Annotated in this window: 16 protein-coding genes and 1 pseudogene; 2 read left to right on the forward strand and 15 right to left on the reverse strand. The window is 71.3% G+C overall.

All coding sequences use genetic code 11. The features are described from left to right. The 10 genes and pseudogenes from RIN75_RS40300 to RIN75_RS40345 all read right to left on the reverse strand — a co-directional run. Nucleotides 1–1755 (reverse strand): annotated as a pseudogene (locus RIN75_RS40300) (hypothetical protein); the annotation flags it as partial. A gap of 7 nt (nt 1756–1762) precedes the next feature. Beyond that, nucleotides 1763–3007, reverse strand: a complete 1245-nt coding sequence (locus RIN75_RS40305; RefSeq protein WP_309117383.1) for a zinc ribbon domain-containing protein — start codon at nt 3005–3007, stop codon at nt 1763–1765. Then, nucleotides 3004–3543, reverse strand: a complete 540-nt coding sequence (locus RIN75_RS40310) for a phage tail protein (protein ID WP_309117384.1) — start codon at nt 3541–3543, stop codon at nt 3004–3006. Before RIN75_RS40310 ends, RIN75_RS40305 begins: the two co-directional genes overlap by 4 nt. Next, on the reverse strand, nt 3540–5480 hold the full coding sequence (locus tag RIN75_RS40315; protein ID WP_309117385.1) for a putative baseplate assembly protein: 1941 nt from the start codon (nt 5478–5480) through the stop codon (nt 3540–3542). Before RIN75_RS40315 ends, RIN75_RS40310 begins: the two co-directional genes overlap by 4 nt. Beyond that, nucleotides 5480–5890, reverse strand: a complete 411-nt coding sequence (locus RIN75_RS40320; RefSeq protein WP_309117386.1) for a GPW/gp25 family protein — start codon at nt 5888–5890, stop codon at nt 5480–5482. The genes RIN75_RS40315 and RIN75_RS40320 overlap by 1 nt, the downstream gene beginning before the upstream one ends. Nucleotide 5891: 1 nt before the next feature. After that, complete coding sequence (locus tag RIN75_RS40325; RefSeq protein ID WP_309117387.1) at nt 5892–6173, reverse strand: PAAR domain-containing protein; 282 nt, start codon at nt 6171–6173, stop codon at nt 5892–5894. Nucleotides 6174–6186: 13 nt separating this feature from the next. Next, nucleotides 6187–8004, reverse strand: coding sequence for a VgrG-related protein (locus RIN75_RS40330; RefSeq protein WP_309117388.1), 1818 nt, complete (start codon nt 8002–8004; stop codon nt 6187–6189). After that, nucleotides 7994–8752 carry a LysM peptidoglycan-binding domain-containing protein gene (locus RIN75_RS40335; protein ID WP_309117389.1) on the reverse strand — a complete coding sequence of 253 codons (759 nt, stop codon included), beginning with the start codon at nt 8750–8752 and terminating at the stop codon, nt 7994–7996. The genes RIN75_RS40330 and RIN75_RS40335 overlap by 11 nt, the downstream gene beginning before the upstream one ends. 7 nt (nt 8753–8759) lie before the next feature. Beyond that, nucleotides 8760–9191: a phage tail protein gene (locus tag RIN75_RS40340; protein ID WP_309117390.1), complete on the reverse strand. Its 432-nt coding sequence runs from the start codon at nt 9189–9191 to the stop codon at nt 8760–8762. Nucleotides 9192–9204: 13 nt separating this feature from the next. Further along, nucleotides 9205–9540, reverse strand: a complete 336-nt coding sequence (locus RIN75_RS40345; protein WP_309117391.1) for a hypothetical protein — start codon at nt 9538–9540, stop codon at nt 9205–9207. 457 nt (nt 9541–9997) lie between these two features. On the opposite strand from RIN75_RS40345, the gene RIN75_RS40350 reads away from it, so the two are divergent. Continuing rightward, the gene (locus RIN75_RS40350) at nt 9998–10357 is read left to right on the forward strand and encodes a hypothetical protein (protein ID WP_309117392.1); all 360 of its coding nucleotides are present in this window, start codon (nt 9998–10000) and stop codon (nt 10355–10357) included. Between the two features lie 9 nt (nt 10358–10366). Beyond that, nucleotides 10367–10870: a hypothetical protein gene (locus RIN75_RS40355; protein ID WP_309117393.1), complete on the forward strand. Its 504-nt coding sequence runs from the start codon at nt 10367–10369 to the stop codon at nt 10868–10870. A 939-nt stretch (nt 10871–11809) separates the two neighbouring features. Here the strand turns inward: RIN75_RS40355 and RIN75_RS40360 are convergent. From RIN75_RS40360 to RIN75_RS40380, 5 genes are all read right to left on the reverse strand, one after another. Continuing rightward, nucleotides 11810–11968 (reverse strand): DUF6760 family protein, encoded by a 159-nt coding sequence (locus tag RIN75_RS40360; protein ID WP_121227457.1) that lies wholly within the window; start codon nt 11966–11968, stop codon nt 11810–11812. After that, nucleotides 11965–12396, reverse strand: coding sequence for a hypothetical protein (locus tag RIN75_RS40365; RefSeq protein ID WP_309117394.1), 432 nt, complete (start codon nt 12394–12396; stop codon nt 11965–11967). The genes RIN75_RS40360 and RIN75_RS40365 overlap by 4 nt, the downstream gene beginning before the upstream one ends. A 4-nt stretch (nt 12397–12400) precedes the next feature. Next, nucleotides 12401–12844 carry a phage tail protein gene (locus RIN75_RS40370; protein WP_121227453.1) on the reverse strand — a complete coding sequence of 148 codons (444 nt, stop codon included), beginning with the start codon at nt 12842–12844 and terminating at the stop codon, nt 12401–12403. A 15-nt stretch (nt 12845–12859) separates the two neighbouring features. Next, on the reverse strand, nt 12860–14380 hold the full coding sequence (locus tag RIN75_RS40375) for a phage tail sheath subtilisin-like domain-containing protein (protein WP_309117395.1): 1521 nt from the start codon (nt 14378–14380) through the stop codon (nt 12860–12862). Between the two features lie 123 nt (nt 14381–14503). Beyond that, nucleotides 14504–15229 carry a DUF4157 domain-containing protein gene (locus RIN75_RS40380; RefSeq protein WP_309117396.1) on the reverse strand — a complete coding sequence of 242 codons (726 nt, stop codon included), beginning with the start codon at nt 15227–15229 and terminating at the stop codon, nt 14504–14506. Nucleotides 15230–15258 lie beyond the last annotated feature (29 nt).

Consider the following 15258-nt stretch of genomic DNA (forward strand, 5'->3'; position numbering starts at 1 on the left):
GACGACCACGGCGACCGGCGCACTGGCGCTGCTGCGGCGAGGGCCGTCGCTCGCGGTGCAGGTGACGGTGGTGACGCCGACCGGGAACAGCTGCCCCGGCGTGGCGTCGCAGGTCGGGGTGAGGGGCTCGTCGTCGGCGGTCTTGGCGGTGGCGGTGAACGGGACGGCGACCGGCGTGCCCGCCTGGCTGACGACGGTGTCGCCGTTCACGACGACGGTCGGGTTCCCGCCGGCGACCTCGGTGACCCGGATCGTCTGGGTGTGCGGCCGACCCGGTCGGGCGCCGTCGAACAGGAACTCCACCCGGCACTCGTGCTCGTCGCCGACCGCGGCGACACCGGGGTCGGGCGGGCGCAGGCGGACGGTCTCCTGGAACGTCACGTCGGTGTTGCCCGGCACGGTGGCCGACGGCGGGGTGAACTCGACGGACACCCCGTTCGAGCAGTACGCCTGCGGGGTCACGGTGACCGGCAGCCGCGAGATGCCGTGCTGGATGCCCGCCACGATCTGGTCGGGCAGGTAGCCCTCGGTGAGCACGCCGCCGGTGGCGTCGGTGAGCCGGCTCGCCTGCTTCCGGCCGTTCAGCGCTTCCGGGTCGTCGGGCGTGCCGGGCGGGAGCACCACGGGCACCGCGATCAGGTGGATGCCCAGGGCCTTGAGTTCCCGCTCGATCGTGGCCTCCTCCCAGTACGGGTAGTCGCTCGGGCACTCGTTCGGACCGTCGTAGTCGCCGCACTTGTCGGGGTGGTTGTGGCTGGGCGCGTCGCCGGCGACCACGACGATCCGGCTCGTGCCCGGCTCGGTGAAGATCCCGTCCTGCGTGACCCGGTGCAGCGCGTTGAACCAGTCCTCGGGTCCGTCGCCACCCCAGCCGATCTCGAGTTTCTCCTCGTCACCCAGGATCTTTTGGATTTCTTCACGGGTGGTCAGCGCCGTGGCCGAGTGGTAGCGCAGGTCCTCGCCGTCGGAGGCGTCCTGGTAGCCGGCGATGCCGAAGCGCGCCAGCGGTTCCTTCTCCGCGATCTGCCGCATGGCTTCGCCGAGGTTCGTGCGGACGGCGCCGATGGCCGTGCCCATCGAGCCCGTGGTGTCCAGCAGGAACATGATCTCCGGCCGGGCCGGGACGTCCGGGGTGCGCAGGGTGGCGCTGGTGGTGAACTCGCCGCCCAGCGGGGTGGACGCGCCGACCGAGCGCGGGTGGACCAGCGGGACCTCGACGGCCTCCGCGTACCGGGCGAACGCGATGCCCCGCCCGTCCGGGGACCACGCGGGTTGGCTGTCGCTGCCGGTCAGGTGGTCGGGGAACGGGATCGTGTCCAGCACGGCCCCGTCGGACACGCGCAGGATGCGGACCACGTTCCCGGCGGTGAGGGCGATGCGGGTGCCGTCAGGGGACCACGTCGGGTCCCGGCCCAGCCCCAGGGAGCGCTGGTTGGTGCCGTCCGCGTTGGCGACCCTGACCTCGGTTCCCTCACCTTGCACGGCGGTCCACGCCAGACGGCTGCCGTCCGGCGAGTAGGCGGGGTCGGTGTCGTGGGGCCGGCCGCCCGTCGTGGTGGGCAGCGGGTTGCCGCCGCGCGAGTCGGTGCTCCACAGGTCTCCACCGGCCTCCGACACGACCCGGCTGAAACCGATCCGGTAGGGCTTGAGCGGTTCGGGTTGGGCGGCGGCGGTGGGGCGGTCGGCGAGCAGGGCAGCGCCCAGCAGCACGCCGACCAGGGCCACCGCGGTCGTCCTGCTCGTCCGTCCGATCACTTGTGCCTCATTCCACCGTGAAGAGCTCGATCTCGGAGATGGCGACCTCGTTGCCCTGCAACGACCGGTGCACCGACTTGACGTGCACCTCGACCCACTCGACGCCCTGCGCGCCCTCCAGCTTCACGGCCTTGGGCTCGGGCAGGTCGACCAGGTTGAGGTCCTGGGTCTTGCCGTTCGAATAGACCAGGTGCACCTTGTCCGGGCGGTGCGCGGTCTGGAACGCGTCGGGGATGCCGACCAGGAACATCGCCTGCGCCAGGTCCACCTTCCGGTCGAACTTGAGCACCAGGGCGGGTGCGGTCGGTTCCAGGGGCGCGGACCAGTAGGTGGCCTTGTTGTTGTCGGCGGCCAGGCCCGCACCGTGGTCGGGGCTCGCGACGTTGGCGGTGACGTCGTTGGGGCGGACCGGTTTGGCCTCGTTGCTGAACCAGTCCTTGACCGTGCTGACGGCGCCGAGGGCCTGGTTGTTGACGGCGCTGCGGAACTGGCCGTGCAGGCCGTAGAGGCCGAGGCCGCCGAGCAGGGCGACCACCAGCGACCAGCGCAGCACGCGGCCGACCGTGCGGCCGACGGAGGTGCGGCGGCGGTGGCGGGTGCCGGCCTTGGCGGGTTCGCGGCGCGGGATGAAGCGGCGCCACCACTTCTCCGGCACCACCTGGGCGTCGGCCAGCTTCTCGCCGCAGCGGGCGCAGAACTTCCGGGTCGGTGGGTTGGCCTCGCCGCACTGGCCGCAGATCAGGTCACCGGGCTGGGGTTGCCGGCGCTCGGTGTACTGGGGGCGCGGGGGCGGCGGGGTGCGGCGCTCGTCGGTGGGCTGCATGGCCCCCGGCTGCTGCGGCGGCGGTCCCTGCGGCGGTCCCTGAGGCGGCACGGGCTGACCCGAACCGCTCTGCCCGGGGCCGCCCCACCCCGGCGGGGTCTGCCCCGGCCCGGCTTGGCCAGGCCCGGTCCAGCCGGGCGCGGCGGGTCCCCGGCCGCTCTGGCCCGGCCCGGCCCATCCCGGCGGAGGCGGCCCGGAACCGCTCTGGCCCGGGCCGGCCCACCCCGGGCCGGGCTGGGGCCGACCCTGCACCGGCTGCCCCTGCACCGGCTGCCCCTGTCCCGGCTGGCCCTGGGGCGGGTGGTTCTGCGGTGGGCCGGGCACCGGTTGGGCGGCCGGGGTGCGTTCCCACTCCAAGTAGGTGCCGCACGACCCGCAGAACTCCGCACCCCGGGCGTTGCGCTCCCCGCACTGCGCACAGACGATCACAGTCCCCCAACCTCCAATTCCACCACCACGTGCGCGGGCACCGCGGCGGCGATCGCGGCCGACAGGCGGACCCGGTCCACCGCGCCCGGGTCGGCCACCCGCACCCGCACGACCACCCGCGCCGGACCGGTGTCCGGCAGCGGCGCGCCCGGCCGGTCCGAGGACGTGCAGCCGCCGCTGTCCACGACCTCCACCTGGCCGCCGGTCAGCAGCCGCACGTGCGCGATCAACCCGCGCCGCGTGCCGCGCCACCGGTGCAACTGCACGGCGTTGGCCACCAGCGCCCGGCGTTGCAGCACCGACCAGCCCTCGCCGACGTCCAGCGCCACCCAGTGCGCCAACCAGTCCAGGAAGTCCTCCGGCGCGACCTTCGGGTCCAGGTAGCCCGCGAACCCGTCCAGCGCGGTGAACACCGGGGCCAGCACCTCGTCCAGCGCGGCCAGGAAGCGCTGGGTGAAGTCGTCCTCCAGGTACACCGCGGGCAGCCGGTCGGCCAGCGGGTGCGGCGTGGGCAGGGTGGGTCCGCCGATCCTCATCGCGTCACCCGCACCTGGTGCCCGTAGGAGAACGCGAGCCCGTTGGGCGGCAGGTCCAGCCTCGGCACGGCGTTGCCGCGCTCGCCGGTCACCGGGTTCGCCCCGAACAACTTGACGTCCTCGACCAGCTCGACACCCGGAACCCGTTGCAGCACCGCGTAGACCTCGCCGGACTGCACCGGTCGCCCGAACGGCCAGCCGTCGCCGTCCGGACCGCCGCTGATCGGGTTGAAGTACTCGTACAACGCCTGCACCGCCCGCGTCCGCAGCACGTCCTCGGGTGTGCCGGCGCGCGACCGCAGTTGCGCGACGATCGTGACGCCCTGGTAGTACGGCGGTTCGACGGACACCCGGGCGCCGATGCAGCGGCGTTCGTCCAGGAACCGCTCGATCCGCTGCCGCACCTCCGCGTTCGGTTGCAGCGCCCCGAAATCGGCCTCCTCGTTCACCCCGACCGCGGGCACCACGAGCACCCGCACGGCCGCCGAGCCCTGCCCGGCCGGCACGCACCGCACGCGCGCGATCTCCGGCGCGGCCTCGCGGGTCAACAGCTCGTAGTCCTCGGCAGTCACGGCCCGGTCCCGGGTCCGCAGCACCAACGGCCCGCGCAGGGACGCGTCCTGCACCGACTCCCCCGCCACCCCGCCGCTCGCGGGCTCGCGGTTGGTGACCGAACTGACGAACGGGACCGGGTCGCGCTGCACCTGCAACAACCCGCGCGCCACGTTGCCGCGCAGCCCGCCGCCGGTCCGGTACTCGGGCACCCGGATCGCCGCCGACTTCGCCGGCACCGCGCCGAACAGCCGGACGCTGCCGTCGGGCTGCCGGATCGCCGGGCCGAAGATCACCTCGCCGCCCACCCGGTCCAGCACGACGTGCTTGTCGCGCGGCCCGGACTCGGCGAACGACCGGACCTCGGTCCACCGCTCCCAGCCGTCCGGCGTGGCGACCTCGACCACCAGCGTGCCCTCGTCCACCACGACCGGCGTGCGGGTGAGCGCGAACCGTTGTCCCGCAACACCTTCGGACACGCCGATCGTCTCGTTGCGCACGATGTCCGCGTGCGTCGCCTCGGTGGTGCCGCCGATCGTGGCCGCGGTGACGGCCAGCAGCTTGGGCGGCTTCTGGTAGAACGGCAGCTCCGGCGCCGGTTCCACGGCCCGGCAGCGCAGCCACCCGGCCCGCTGGCGCGCGATGACCGACGCGGTGTGCGTGCGCGGCACGTGCAGGACGACGTCACCGGGCTTGTTGAACCCGCCCGTGGAGTCGCGGTCGATCTCGCACGCCGTCCACCCGGTGCCGTTCCACGCCTCCCACACCCACGGCGGGCGGCGCGGGTCGACGCCCCGACCCTCGGCGTGCGCCTCGACCCGCAGCAGCACCGCGCAGCCCGGCACGGCGTCCGACAGTCCGAAGAGGACGGAGTCGCCGGGCGCGGGCGGGTCGCTGAAGCACTCGGGGGCTTTGCCGTCGTGGAGTTCGTCGGTGCGGTCGGCGGGCGGCACGTTCGGGTCTGCGGACGCCGTGACCAGGAACCTCAGCTCGCACGGCACGATCGACAGCTCGCGGTCGACGGTGAACACGACCGGGTCCTCGATCTCGCTGCGCTCGGTGGCGACCTGCGCGCCCGACGGCACCACCACCGGCACGTCGCGCGGCGCGGACAGCCAGAAGGTGACCTCGGCGCGGGCGGCGGTGGGCGGGAACAGCTTGACCCCGATGAGGTCCAGGAACCTCAGGTAGTGCAGCGCGGGCACGCGGTTGAGCCGGTACAGGACCTCGTCCACCATGTGCGCGAACGCCTCGATGAGCGTCACGCCGGGGTCGGACACGTTGTGGTCCGTCCACTCCGGACAATGCTGCTGGACGCGGCGCTTGGCCTCGTCCACCAGGTCCTGGAAGCGGCGGTCGTCCAGGTTCGGCACGGGGATCGACATCAGGCGCCCTCCTCGTCGGCCTCGTGCGGCGGGATGACGTAGAACGGGAACACCAGGTTGCGCGGGTCGTTGGTGCCGCGCAGGGAGTACCGGATGTCGATGAGCAGGGTCCCCTGGTCGACCTCGTCGAAGCCGACCGACACGTCCGCGAGCGCGATGCGCGGTTCCCAGCGCTCCAGCGAGATCCTCACCTCGTAAGCGATGCGACCGGCGGTGGCGGCGTCGGCGGGCGCGAACACGAGGTCGTGGATGGCGCAGCCGAACTCCGGGCGCATCGGCCGTTCGCCCGGCGCGGTGGCCAGGATCAGCCGGATGCTCTCCACGACCTCCCGGTCGCCGCCGACCAGCGCGACCGAGCCGGTGGCGTCGGTGTGCACCGGGAAGGCCAAGCCGCGTCCGACGAAGTCCACGTCATCCTCCGATCATGACGGTCGGGCAGCCCATGACGACCGGCGCGCCGCAGGCGGACATGTCGCCCATGCGCGCCGCGGGCCGGCCGCCGATGAGCACGGTCGGGCAGCCGGGCGGTACGAGCACGCTCGGCGGGTGCGGTGGCACGCCGGGGAACGAGCACACGTGCGGGTTGCCGACGACCGCCGCCGGCATCCCGCCGATCAGCACGGTCGGCACGCCCGGCGGCCCGACGACCCCCGGGTGCCCGGTGGGGTCGCCCACCCTCGCCGCTGCCGGCATGTCCGCCTCCCCTCTAGTTGATCTTCACGAGACTGCCGCGCACGGTGAGCACGCCGCTGGCCGTGACCTCGGTCTGCCCCTGCCCGGCAACGGACACGGTCGCGCCCTCGACCTTCACGCCGGACGTGCCGTTGAGCTTGAGCTGGGTGCCGGCCTTGACCTCGACGTCGGTCTGGGCCTGCGCGGTGATCTTCTGGCCCTTGAGTTCCAGCGGTCCGGAGCCGGAGTCGATGGTGATCCCGTTCTGCGCCTTGACCGTCACCGACTTGCCGCTGGTCACCTCGATGACCTGGGCCTTCTGGTCGAGCTTGACGACGAACTCGCCGTCCCCGCTGGAGATGACGATCCCCTCGTCCTCCACGAACTCGACCTTGTGACCCTTGCGGGACACGAAACCCCTGGTCGTGACCTCGCCGGTGCCGTCGTCCACGGGGTCCTTGGCGAGCTTCGGCGTGGCGTCCTTGCTGTTGTAGAGGCCACCGAGGACGTAGGGGGCGTCGAAGTCGCCGTGCTCGAAGCCGACCAGGACCTCGTCGTTGACCTCGGGCAGCACCAGCGAACCCCGGTTCGCCCCGGCTCCCGTGTGGACGGTCCGCGCCCAGCCGCTGGTGAAGTCCTCGGCCAGCCACGGGAACTTGACCTTGACCCGGCCGAGTTTCGCCGGGTCGCGGATGTCGGTGACCACCGCCGGGACCAGGCCACCGGCCTTCTGCCCGCCCGGGCCGCTGTTGGCCAGCCCGTACAGGGAGCGCTCCTGGCGGCCGGACACGGTGAACTCCGTGGTGTAGCCGACCTGTTCGGCGAACAGGTGCCGGGTGCTGGTGAGCGTGTACTTGCCCGCGAACGGGTCGCCGATGTTGGTCAGCGCCACCGCCGTGCCGGCCTTGAGCTTGGGGTTGCCGCGCGCGACCCCGGCCAGTTCCGCGCACGCGCCGCCGAGCTGGGTGCTCAGCGCGGCGGCGACCGCGTCCACCTCGCCCTGGCCCCGGTACGGACCGGTGGCCAGGAACGGCGGCGCCTCGAACTTGCCGGCCAGGGCCTTCGGGTCGACGCCGGTGATCTCCGTGCCCAGCATCTCCGGCGGTTTGGTGGCGGTGACGGCCTTCTTGTTCTCGAAGTCCCAGCCGCGGACGTTGATCTCGGGCACCTGCTCGGCGGCGGTGACCGCGGCCCGCAGGGACAGCAGGTTGCGGTGCATCTCCAGCACCAGCGGGTTGCTCTTGGCCTTGGCGTTGCGCTCCGGGGCGCCGGTGGGCTTGTCGGGCAGCTGGAAGTTCAGCTTGCCCTCGACCACGGCCAGTTGCGCGCCGACCGCGCCCGCGATGCGGGACAGGAACTCCCAGTCACTCAGGTTGTCCTGGCTGACCTGGGTGTTCGGCTTGCCGCTGAAGCCCTTCACGTCGTCGATCTCGCCGACCGGGATCTTGGCCCGCTGCGCGACCTTGCGGACGATGTCGGCGACGGTCATGTTCGGGTAGGCGGCCGTGCGGCGGCCCCGGAACAGCCGGTGCGCCAGGTCGTACCCGCGCACCTCGGTGAACGTGCCGCCGCTGTCCAGCTCGACGCCGACGGCGGTGATCTCGCCGCTCATCAGCAGCTGCGGGCCACCCGGGTCGGAGGTCTGCACCTTCAGCGCGATGTTCGCGCCGATCTTGAACTTCCCCTTCTCCAGCACCACGTGGCCGGGGTCGCGGAAGCGCAGCACGAACACGTCCGGCAGGTTGCGGCTGTCGTCCACGAACGCGTGCGTCAGCAGCGGCTTGACGTCCTCGGGCAGCGGCGCGGACTCGACCTCGACGACGAGGGAGTTGGCGAAGCTCTCATTGGCCATCGCGGATCTCCTCCAACGCGGGCACCAGCAGGCGCGTGCCCGGCCGCAACCGCATCGGGTCGTCGATGTCGTTGGCCACGGCGATCTCCCGCCACATCTCGGCGTTGCCGTAGGCCTTGTAGGCCAGGGACTGGAGGGTGTCGCCCGCGACCAGGACGTGCGAGTCGCGGGCGGCGAGCGCGCCCGAGGTCGGGTTCTGACCGCCCTGCTCGCCGGAGATCTCCTCCAGGTTCACCGTGCACACCGCGCGGACGGGCGTGCCCGCCGGGGTGAAGAGGGTGTACTTGGCGGTCACGCTGGAGACGTACGACGGGAACCCGGTCATACCGCCCCACTTGAAGATCACCCACGGCGGGGAGCCCTTGCCGTGCTGGCGGCTGTCCTGGGTCGGCACGCAGCACGCGAACAGCTGCTCCACCTTGCGGACCACGCTGTCGTCCATGCGCTCGGTGGCGTCGAGGAACAGTTCGAGGGCGAGCTTGGAGGGGTCGGGGCCCTTGAACTCCGGGGGGCCGGACTTGGCGTTGTTGGGCTGGCGGCTGCGTTCCCACTTGGCGTTCTTGGTGAGGGTGAGTTCCTTGGGGTTGAACTGGAAGGTGATGTCGTAGAGGAACCCGCCGGGCTTGGCCGCGCCGCCGGCCTTGGGCGGTTCGTGGACGGCGAGGGTGGCTTTCTGGAGGTTGGTGGGGGCGGCGTAGGAGGTCGCCGTGGTGGTACCGGCGGAGGTGAACGTGATCGGGGAAGCCATCTTCGGGTCACCTCGCCGAGGTCAGGAAGCCGTGGTGGGCGAGTTCGAGGGTCTCGGTGGCGACTTTCGGCGAGTCCGCGGAGAGTTGCGGACCACTCCACCGCACCGGCACCACTCCGGACAGCGCCCAGCTCGCGATCACGGTCCCTTCGAGCGTGCGGGCCTCGATCACGGCCGTCTTGCGCGCGATGCCGGCCGCCATGCCCGCGATCCACTTGATGATCTTGGCGCTGTCCTTGGTGACCGGGCGCGAGAGTTTGACGTTGGAGTACTTGATGCGGGTGGGGAGTTGCCACACCATCCCGTTGTTGCCGCCTTCTTCGCGCTGCTCGACGGTGAACTCCACGCCGAGCCCGTCACAGCTGTTGAAGGACCCGAGGCTTTCGTCGTCGATGCGCACGACGAAGCACACCGCAACCGCCTCTTCCACGTCGGCCATCGCGCCGCTCCTCTCAGTGCCACCGGTCGGTCAGCAGTCCTCGGCGCTCGCGGTCGAGCCAGAGTTCGGCTTTGAGGCGGCGGAGGAGCGGGTCGTAGAGCTTCTTGAGCAGTTCCTCAGGCTCCACCGCTTGCTGCTGCTGTTGCTGTGCTTGTTGTGCTTGTGGTGCTTGCGCTTCTTGCGCTTCTTGTGGTGCTTGCCCCAGCTGCGGCACGGGCTCCGGCTCGGGTGCCGATGGCGTCTCGGGAACCGCCTCCACCCGCTGCACCACTTCCCGCCCCACCTCAGGCAGCCCCAACCCGCTCGGCTGCTGCGAGAGCACACGCAAGGCCGATGCCATCCCCAGCACCGGCCCACCCGCATCCCCGCCCGAAGACGGCACGCGCTGCGCTTGAGCCGGCGGCCCGTTGGACGACCCCCCAACCCGAGGCAACCCCAGCCCCACCCGCCCCTGCGGATGGGACCTGATGGCCGGAGGGCTCGCCGGGGCGGGCGCTACAACCGGCAACCCGACACCCAACGTCGGCACCACGCCACCCTCGGGCGGAGCACCCTCACCACCCGCCACATCCCTGGACTCCCCCACCACTCTCTGCACGGCCGCCCTCTGCACACCCGCCGCCTGCACACCCGCCCTCTGAACGACCGCCCCGCCAACCGGCGAACCAGCCACTCCAGCAAGAGGCAGACCGCCCACCCCGGCAACCGGCGCAGCGCCCTTCTCGGCAACTTCCGCACCAACCGTCCTCGCCACAACCGGCACACTGACCGCTCTGGCCACGACAGGTGCATCGGCCGAGCCAGCCGTGGCCGAGGCGCTGGACGAGATGACCGGAGTGAACGCGCCGGCCGAGTTGTCGAGAGCGGTTGTGCTCGGCGAGCCACCCGAGGCGGACACGACGGGCGAGTCGGCCAGGGCCGCCGGGCCGGGCGAGCCGGCTGACGCGGACGCGATGGGCGAGTCGGCCAGGGCTGCCATGCCGGGCAAGCCGGGCGAGGTGGAGGCACTGGTCGCCAAGGTCGGGGCAGAGGCAACAGGCCCAGAGCCAACGGGCACAGAGGCAACGGGCACAGGGCCAACGGGTACAGAGGCAACGGGCGGAGAGGCCGGGGCCGATGCGCTGAGTGGGGAGGAGGGAGCGGACGTGCTGGACGGGAAGGTCTGAACCGAGGCCTTGGGCGAGGAGGCAGTAGCGGGCGCGCTGGGCGAGAAGGTTGGGGTCGAGGCGCTGGGCGAGAAGGTTGAGGCAGAGGCGCTTGGGGCAGAGGTGGACGCGGTGGATGAGGAGTCCGGAGTGGGCGTGGGCGTGGACGAGAAGGTCGGAGTAGGCGCGATAGGTGAGTTGTCCGGGGCCGAGGCGACGGACAGGCCGATTGGCTCGGATACCCCGATCGTCGCGGCCGTGCTCGTTGCGGCGGCGCTGCTTGGAGTCGGGTCAGGTGCGGCGACCGATTCGGGAGCGGCGACCGGATCGGGTGCAGCGGCCGAATCGGCTGCATCCGCCAGATCGGGTGCGGCGGGTGTGGTGGGTGCCGTGGGGGCAACGAGTGTCTGGACCGTCTCGGGAACCGCTGGCACAGGCTCCACCGAGAGCGACCGTGGAAGGGCCGGTGCCGCTTCCACCGCCTTCGCCGAAGTGGCCGATGCTCGCTGCGATGTCGGACCCGCCAGCCCCTGAGAGAGCCCCACAACGGGTGCCGACTGAGCCGGAGGGGACTCAACCGACCGCGAAACAACCGGCGGCGAGGAGACAGCAGCCGGATCAGCCGGAGTCGAGCCAACCGTCGGCGAACCACTCCGGGGCAACTCCACCTGCTGCGCTGACCCGACCTGCGGATTTTCGGGCGTTCGGGAAGAAGGCTGTGGCGACTCGGCCATCCTCGACACGACCAGCGGCGAGTCACCAAAAGGCGAGTCCCCAGGAGGCGAGTCGATCGGCGGCGCATCGGTCGGTTGGGGGTCAGCCAGCGGCAAGTCGGCCGGCGGCGAGTCTGCTGCTGGATCGGGCTGCGGGCGGTCGACCGGCGACACGGTGGCCGGCGGGACAGTGGCCGGCGGAACAGTGGCCGGGGAAACGGTGGCTGGCTGGACTGGGGTCGCTGGGCGTGGGGCAGGGGAGCGCACAGCTGTGGTTTGCACGTTGAGAGCGGCGGGTGGCTTTGGGCTTGGGAGCGGTGCGGTCGACGGAGTCGGGGTGGCCGGGGGCGTGTTGGGCGTTTGCGGCTCCGCCTCGAAGGACGGCTCGACGAACGGCTCGTTGGACGCCTCGACGGACGGCTCGTTGGACGGCATGAAGTTCAACAAGCGCTGCACCACCGACCCGCGGGGCTTGCGGGGCGGTGGTGTGGCCAGCGGCATGGGTACACCGGGCACCGGAGTGGCCAAACCCTCCACAACGCCGGACGGCTCGCCAGGTGCCACGTCGTGGACCAAAGGCGCCAAGTACGCCGGCGACTGCCACGACGTCAGGGTGTCCGAAAAGCGCTGCACGGGGTTCACCAACGGGTGCTCGGGAAGCACCCGCTGGATGGGCGGCAACGTCCGCCACTCCCCCCGCACCACCGGTTCGGCGCGTGCGGGCGCAGGCGGTTGCTTGCGCCACGGCCACTTCACGTCCTCACCGCCCTTGACTGATCCTCGTGTTGATCCGCGCGATCTCCGCCACGTACCGCAACCGGTCCGCATGTTCCATGTCCAAAATGGACTCCCACGACCAGTGGAAGTGGTACGCCACGTACGCGACCTCCTCGTGGAGGCGGTCGGCCGCGTACGTCACGATTCCCCCAGGCGCCCGCCCGCGACGTCCACGCTGAACCCGTGCCCGCACTCCGGACAGGCCACCGCCGCCCGGGTGTGCCCCTCGCTGTTGATCCGCCGGTACATGTCCTGCAGGAACGCCAGGTCCGACGCGAACAGGTTCTCCACGACCCCCGCGTGCACGTCGGTCACCGTGCCGATCCGCACGATCACCCGCGCCAGCAGCACCACGGTGAGGTAGGCCGCGTTCTCCCGCACCCGGTCGTCCCGCAGCGGCACCAGTTCGTCGCGCGCCGTCGCCAGGCGCATCACGCCCGTGCGGTGCACGACGCCGGCGTCGTCGACGTAACCGCGCGGCAGTTCGAAGTTGAACTCCGTCCGCATCGGCGCCGGCTCGGGCGCGGCATCGACGGGAGCGGGAGGAACGGCGGCCATCACCCTGCGCATGGCGTCACTCGATTTCCATCTGCTCGTAGGTGATCACGAGCTTCTCGGTCAGGACGCTGGTGTCGCCGGCCTTCAACGTGCCGATCTCCAACGACTTCGGCCACGCGTTGGTCAGCTTGTACCGCTTGATCGGCTGGCCCTCGTAGTCGTAGACGATGATCGCCCCGCCCTTGCGCGCGTTGCCCATCTTGCCGAAGTGCGAGTCCTTGACCCACTTCTCGAAGCTGTTGTCCGCGGTCAGGCCGCGGGTCAGGGTGACCTCGCCCGCCTTGGGCCGCCCCGGCAGCTTCTTGATCATGTACTTGCCGTCGTTGGTGTTCTGCTTCAGCTCGATGACGTCCTGCTCCATCTTCAAGCCGGACACCTCGGAGATCTGCTTGATCGCGACGCCGTCGACTTCGAGCCCGAACGAGTGGCCGACGGACGTGTCGAGGTCGGGAAGGGCCATGACTGGTTACCGCCTTTACTCGTTGACCAGGCTGGTGCCGCCGGAGACCTGCGCCAGGCGGAAGATGACGAACTCGGCGGGCTTCACCGGCGCGATGCCCACCTCGCACACGACCTGGCCGAGGTCGATGCTCTCGGCCGGGTTGGTCTCGCGGTCGCACTTGACGTAGAACGCCTCGTCCGGGGTGAGCCCGAACAGCGCGCCCTTGCGCCACTCCGTGACCAGGAAAGCGCTGATGGTGCGCCGGATCCGCGCCCAGAGGGCGTCGTCGTTCGGCTCGAACACGACCCACTGCGTGCCCAGCAGGATCGAGTCCTCCAGGTAGTTGAACAGCCGCCGCACGTTCAGGTAGCGCCACGCCGGGTCCGACGACAGCGTCCGCGCGCCCCACACCCGGATGCCGCGCCCGGGGAACGACCGGATGCAGTTGACGCCGATCGGGTTGAGCAGCTCCTGCTCGGCCTTGGTCAACTGGGTCTCCAGCGCCACCGCCCCGCGCACGACCTCGTTCGCCGGCGCCTTGTGCACGCCGCGCGTGCCGTCGGTGCGCGCCCACACGCCCGCCATGTGCCCGCTCGGCGGCACGAACACGTGCTCGTCGCTGGCCGGGTCGAACACCTTGACCCACGGGTAGTACAGGGCGGCGTACTTCGAGTCGTAGCCGGCGACGTTCTGCCGCCAGTCGCGGACCTGCTGCGGGTTCAGGCCCGGCGGCGGGTCGAGGATCGCGATCCGGTTGCCCATCAGCTCGCAGTGGGCGATCATCGCCAGCTGCACGGCCTTGACCGACTCCAGCGTGATCGCGCCGCGCTGGTAGGAGCTCATCAGGTCGGGCACCGAGACCATGGTGACCTCTTCGAGCGCTTCAAGACCCCCGAACCCGGTCCGGTCGGCGACGTCGCCCACGTAGTCGTCGGCGGCGACCTTGCGCGGCACGGGCGGCGCGGCGGGCGCGTCCTGCAGCGTGACGCTGCCCTTGTCCGGCTTGGCCAGCGCGGTCGAGGTGGTCTCCTCGATCGTGATCAGGTTCGACTTCTCCCGCACGACCGTGACGACGTTGTCCTTGGTGCGCTTGGTGGACACGTTGTGCGTCTCCACCACCTTGCCGTTCTGCTTGACCAGCAGCGTGAACCGGTCGTCCGGCGGGTTCTCGCCGGTCGCGTCGGCCACCTCGACGGTGATATCGGCCGCGCCCAGCTCCTTGGCGGCCACGCGGTAGTTGCCCAGGACGGCCTGCGGGCCGGACGGCGCGGAGCCGTTGCCGTTGCCGCGCTCGCCGCCGATGCGGACCACGTAGCAGTTGGTGCCGCCGTTGAGGAAGAAGCCGTAGACCGACTGCCCGAGGTAGCTGTCCTCCAGGAAGTCGCCGAAGGTCTGGGTGTACTGGGCCCAGTTGGACACCAGCGTCGGCGTGTTGAACGGGCCGCGCGCGGCGAAACCCACGAAGGCGGCGACGGCGGTGCCAACGCCCTCGATGGGCCGCGCACCCGCCTCCACCTCCTCGACGTACACCCCCGGAGAGAGATAGGTGGGCATTGCGTTGCCTCCCAAGTCGCGTGTGGAACCGGCTGTGCTGACGATGTTGCTGGTGGTGACCCCGCCTGCGAAACGCCCACCGGGCGGTGCCGGGGGGAGCGGAAAGCTGCCCCAACGGGCAACTCACTCTTCTTCGGTGGCCTCGTCGTCCTGCCGCTGCACGAACATCCCCTGCACCGGGGCGGCTTCCTCCTCCGGCGCTTCCTCTTCGGCAGGCGCTTCCTCCCGCTGGACGTGGTCGTGGCCCGCGTGGTCCTCGTGCCGCTGCACGGCCGGCGCCGGCGCGGGAGCCGACATGACCCGGTCGGCGTTCGCACTGGCTTCCCGCTCGAACCGGTCCGACGGGTCGCTGACCTTCACACCACCACCGGCATCAGTGCCGTCCACAGGTCCGTTGCGCTGCTGCACGACGTGCGTCAGCTCGTGCGCCAGCATGTGCCTGCCGGAATCGGAAGCCGGGTCGTACTTCCCGTCCTGGAAGACGATGTTGTCCCCCACCGTGTAGGCCTGCGCGTTCACCGACTTCGCCGACTCGCTGGCCTGGCCGCCGGTGTGCACGCGGACCCCGGAGAAGTCCGTGCCGAACCGGGCCTCCATGTCCTCGCGCACGCCCGCGTCGAGGGGCGCGCCGCCGGACCGGATGACACCGTGCACCGGCGACTCCTCCTCGACCACCGCGCTCGCGCCCGCGTTGCCCACCGTCCGCTGGAGCCCGAGCATCCCGGCCGGGCCGAGCACGTCGGCGCGCCCGGCGGCCGCCGCCTTGCCCATCAGGTCGTGCTCCTCGCGCTCCGGCCGGTCGCCCCGCGGGCGGAACGCGGCCTCGCCCTCGTGTTCATGTCCGCGCATGACTTCGCCCCTCACACCCCGGAAGAGGT

This window comes from Saccharothrix sp. (genome assembly GCF_031180885.1).
Lineage (GTDB): Bacteria > Actinomycetota > Actinomycetes > Mycobacteriales > Pseudonocardiaceae > Actinosynnema.

What these genes read in the sequence shown, in the direction of transcription:
- RIN75_RS40310 (WP_309117384.1), bottom strand. Translation starts at nt 3,543, where the DNA reads ATGAGGATCGGCGGACCCACCCTGCCCACGCCGCACCCGCTGGCCGAC.
- RIN75_RS40375 (WP_309117395.1), bottom strand. Translation starts at nt 14,380, where the DNA reads ATGCCCACCTATCTCTCTCCGGGGGTGTACGTCGAGGAGGTGGAGGCG.
- RIN75_RS40335 (WP_309117389.1), bottom strand. Translation starts at nt 8,752, where the DNA reads ATGGCTTCCCCGATCACGTTCACCTCCGCCGGTACCACCACGGCGACC.
- RIN75_RS40330 (WP_309117388.1), bottom strand. Translation starts at nt 8,004, where the DNA reads ATGGCCAATGAGAGCTTCGCCAACTCCCTCGTCGTCGAGGTCGAGTCC.
- RIN75_RS40340 (WP_309117390.1), bottom strand. Translation starts at nt 9,191, where the DNA reads ATGGCCGACGTGGAAGAGGCGGTTGCGGTGTGCTTCGTCGTGCGCATC.
- RIN75_RS40365 (WP_309117394.1), bottom strand. Translation starts at nt 12,396, where the DNA reads ATGCGCAGGGTGATGGCCGCCGTTCCTCCCGCTCCCGTCGATGCCGCG.
- RIN75_RS40370 (WP_121227453.1), bottom strand. Translation starts at nt 12,844, where the DNA reads ATGGCCCTTCCCGACCTCGACACGTCCGTCGGCCACTCGTTCGGGCTC.
- RIN75_RS40380 (WP_309117396.1), bottom strand. Translation starts at nt 15,229, where the DNA reads ATGCGCGGACATGAACACGAGGGCGAGGCCGCGTTCCGCCCGCGGGGC.
- RIN75_RS40315 (WP_309117385.1), bottom strand. Translation starts at nt 5,480, where the DNA reads ATGTCGATCCCCGTGCCGAACCTGGACGACCGCCGCTTCCAGGACCTG.
- RIN75_RS40325 (WP_309117387.1), bottom strand. Translation starts at nt 6,173, where the DNA reads ATGCCGGCAGCGGCGAGGGTGGGCGACCCCACCGGGCACCCGGGGGTC.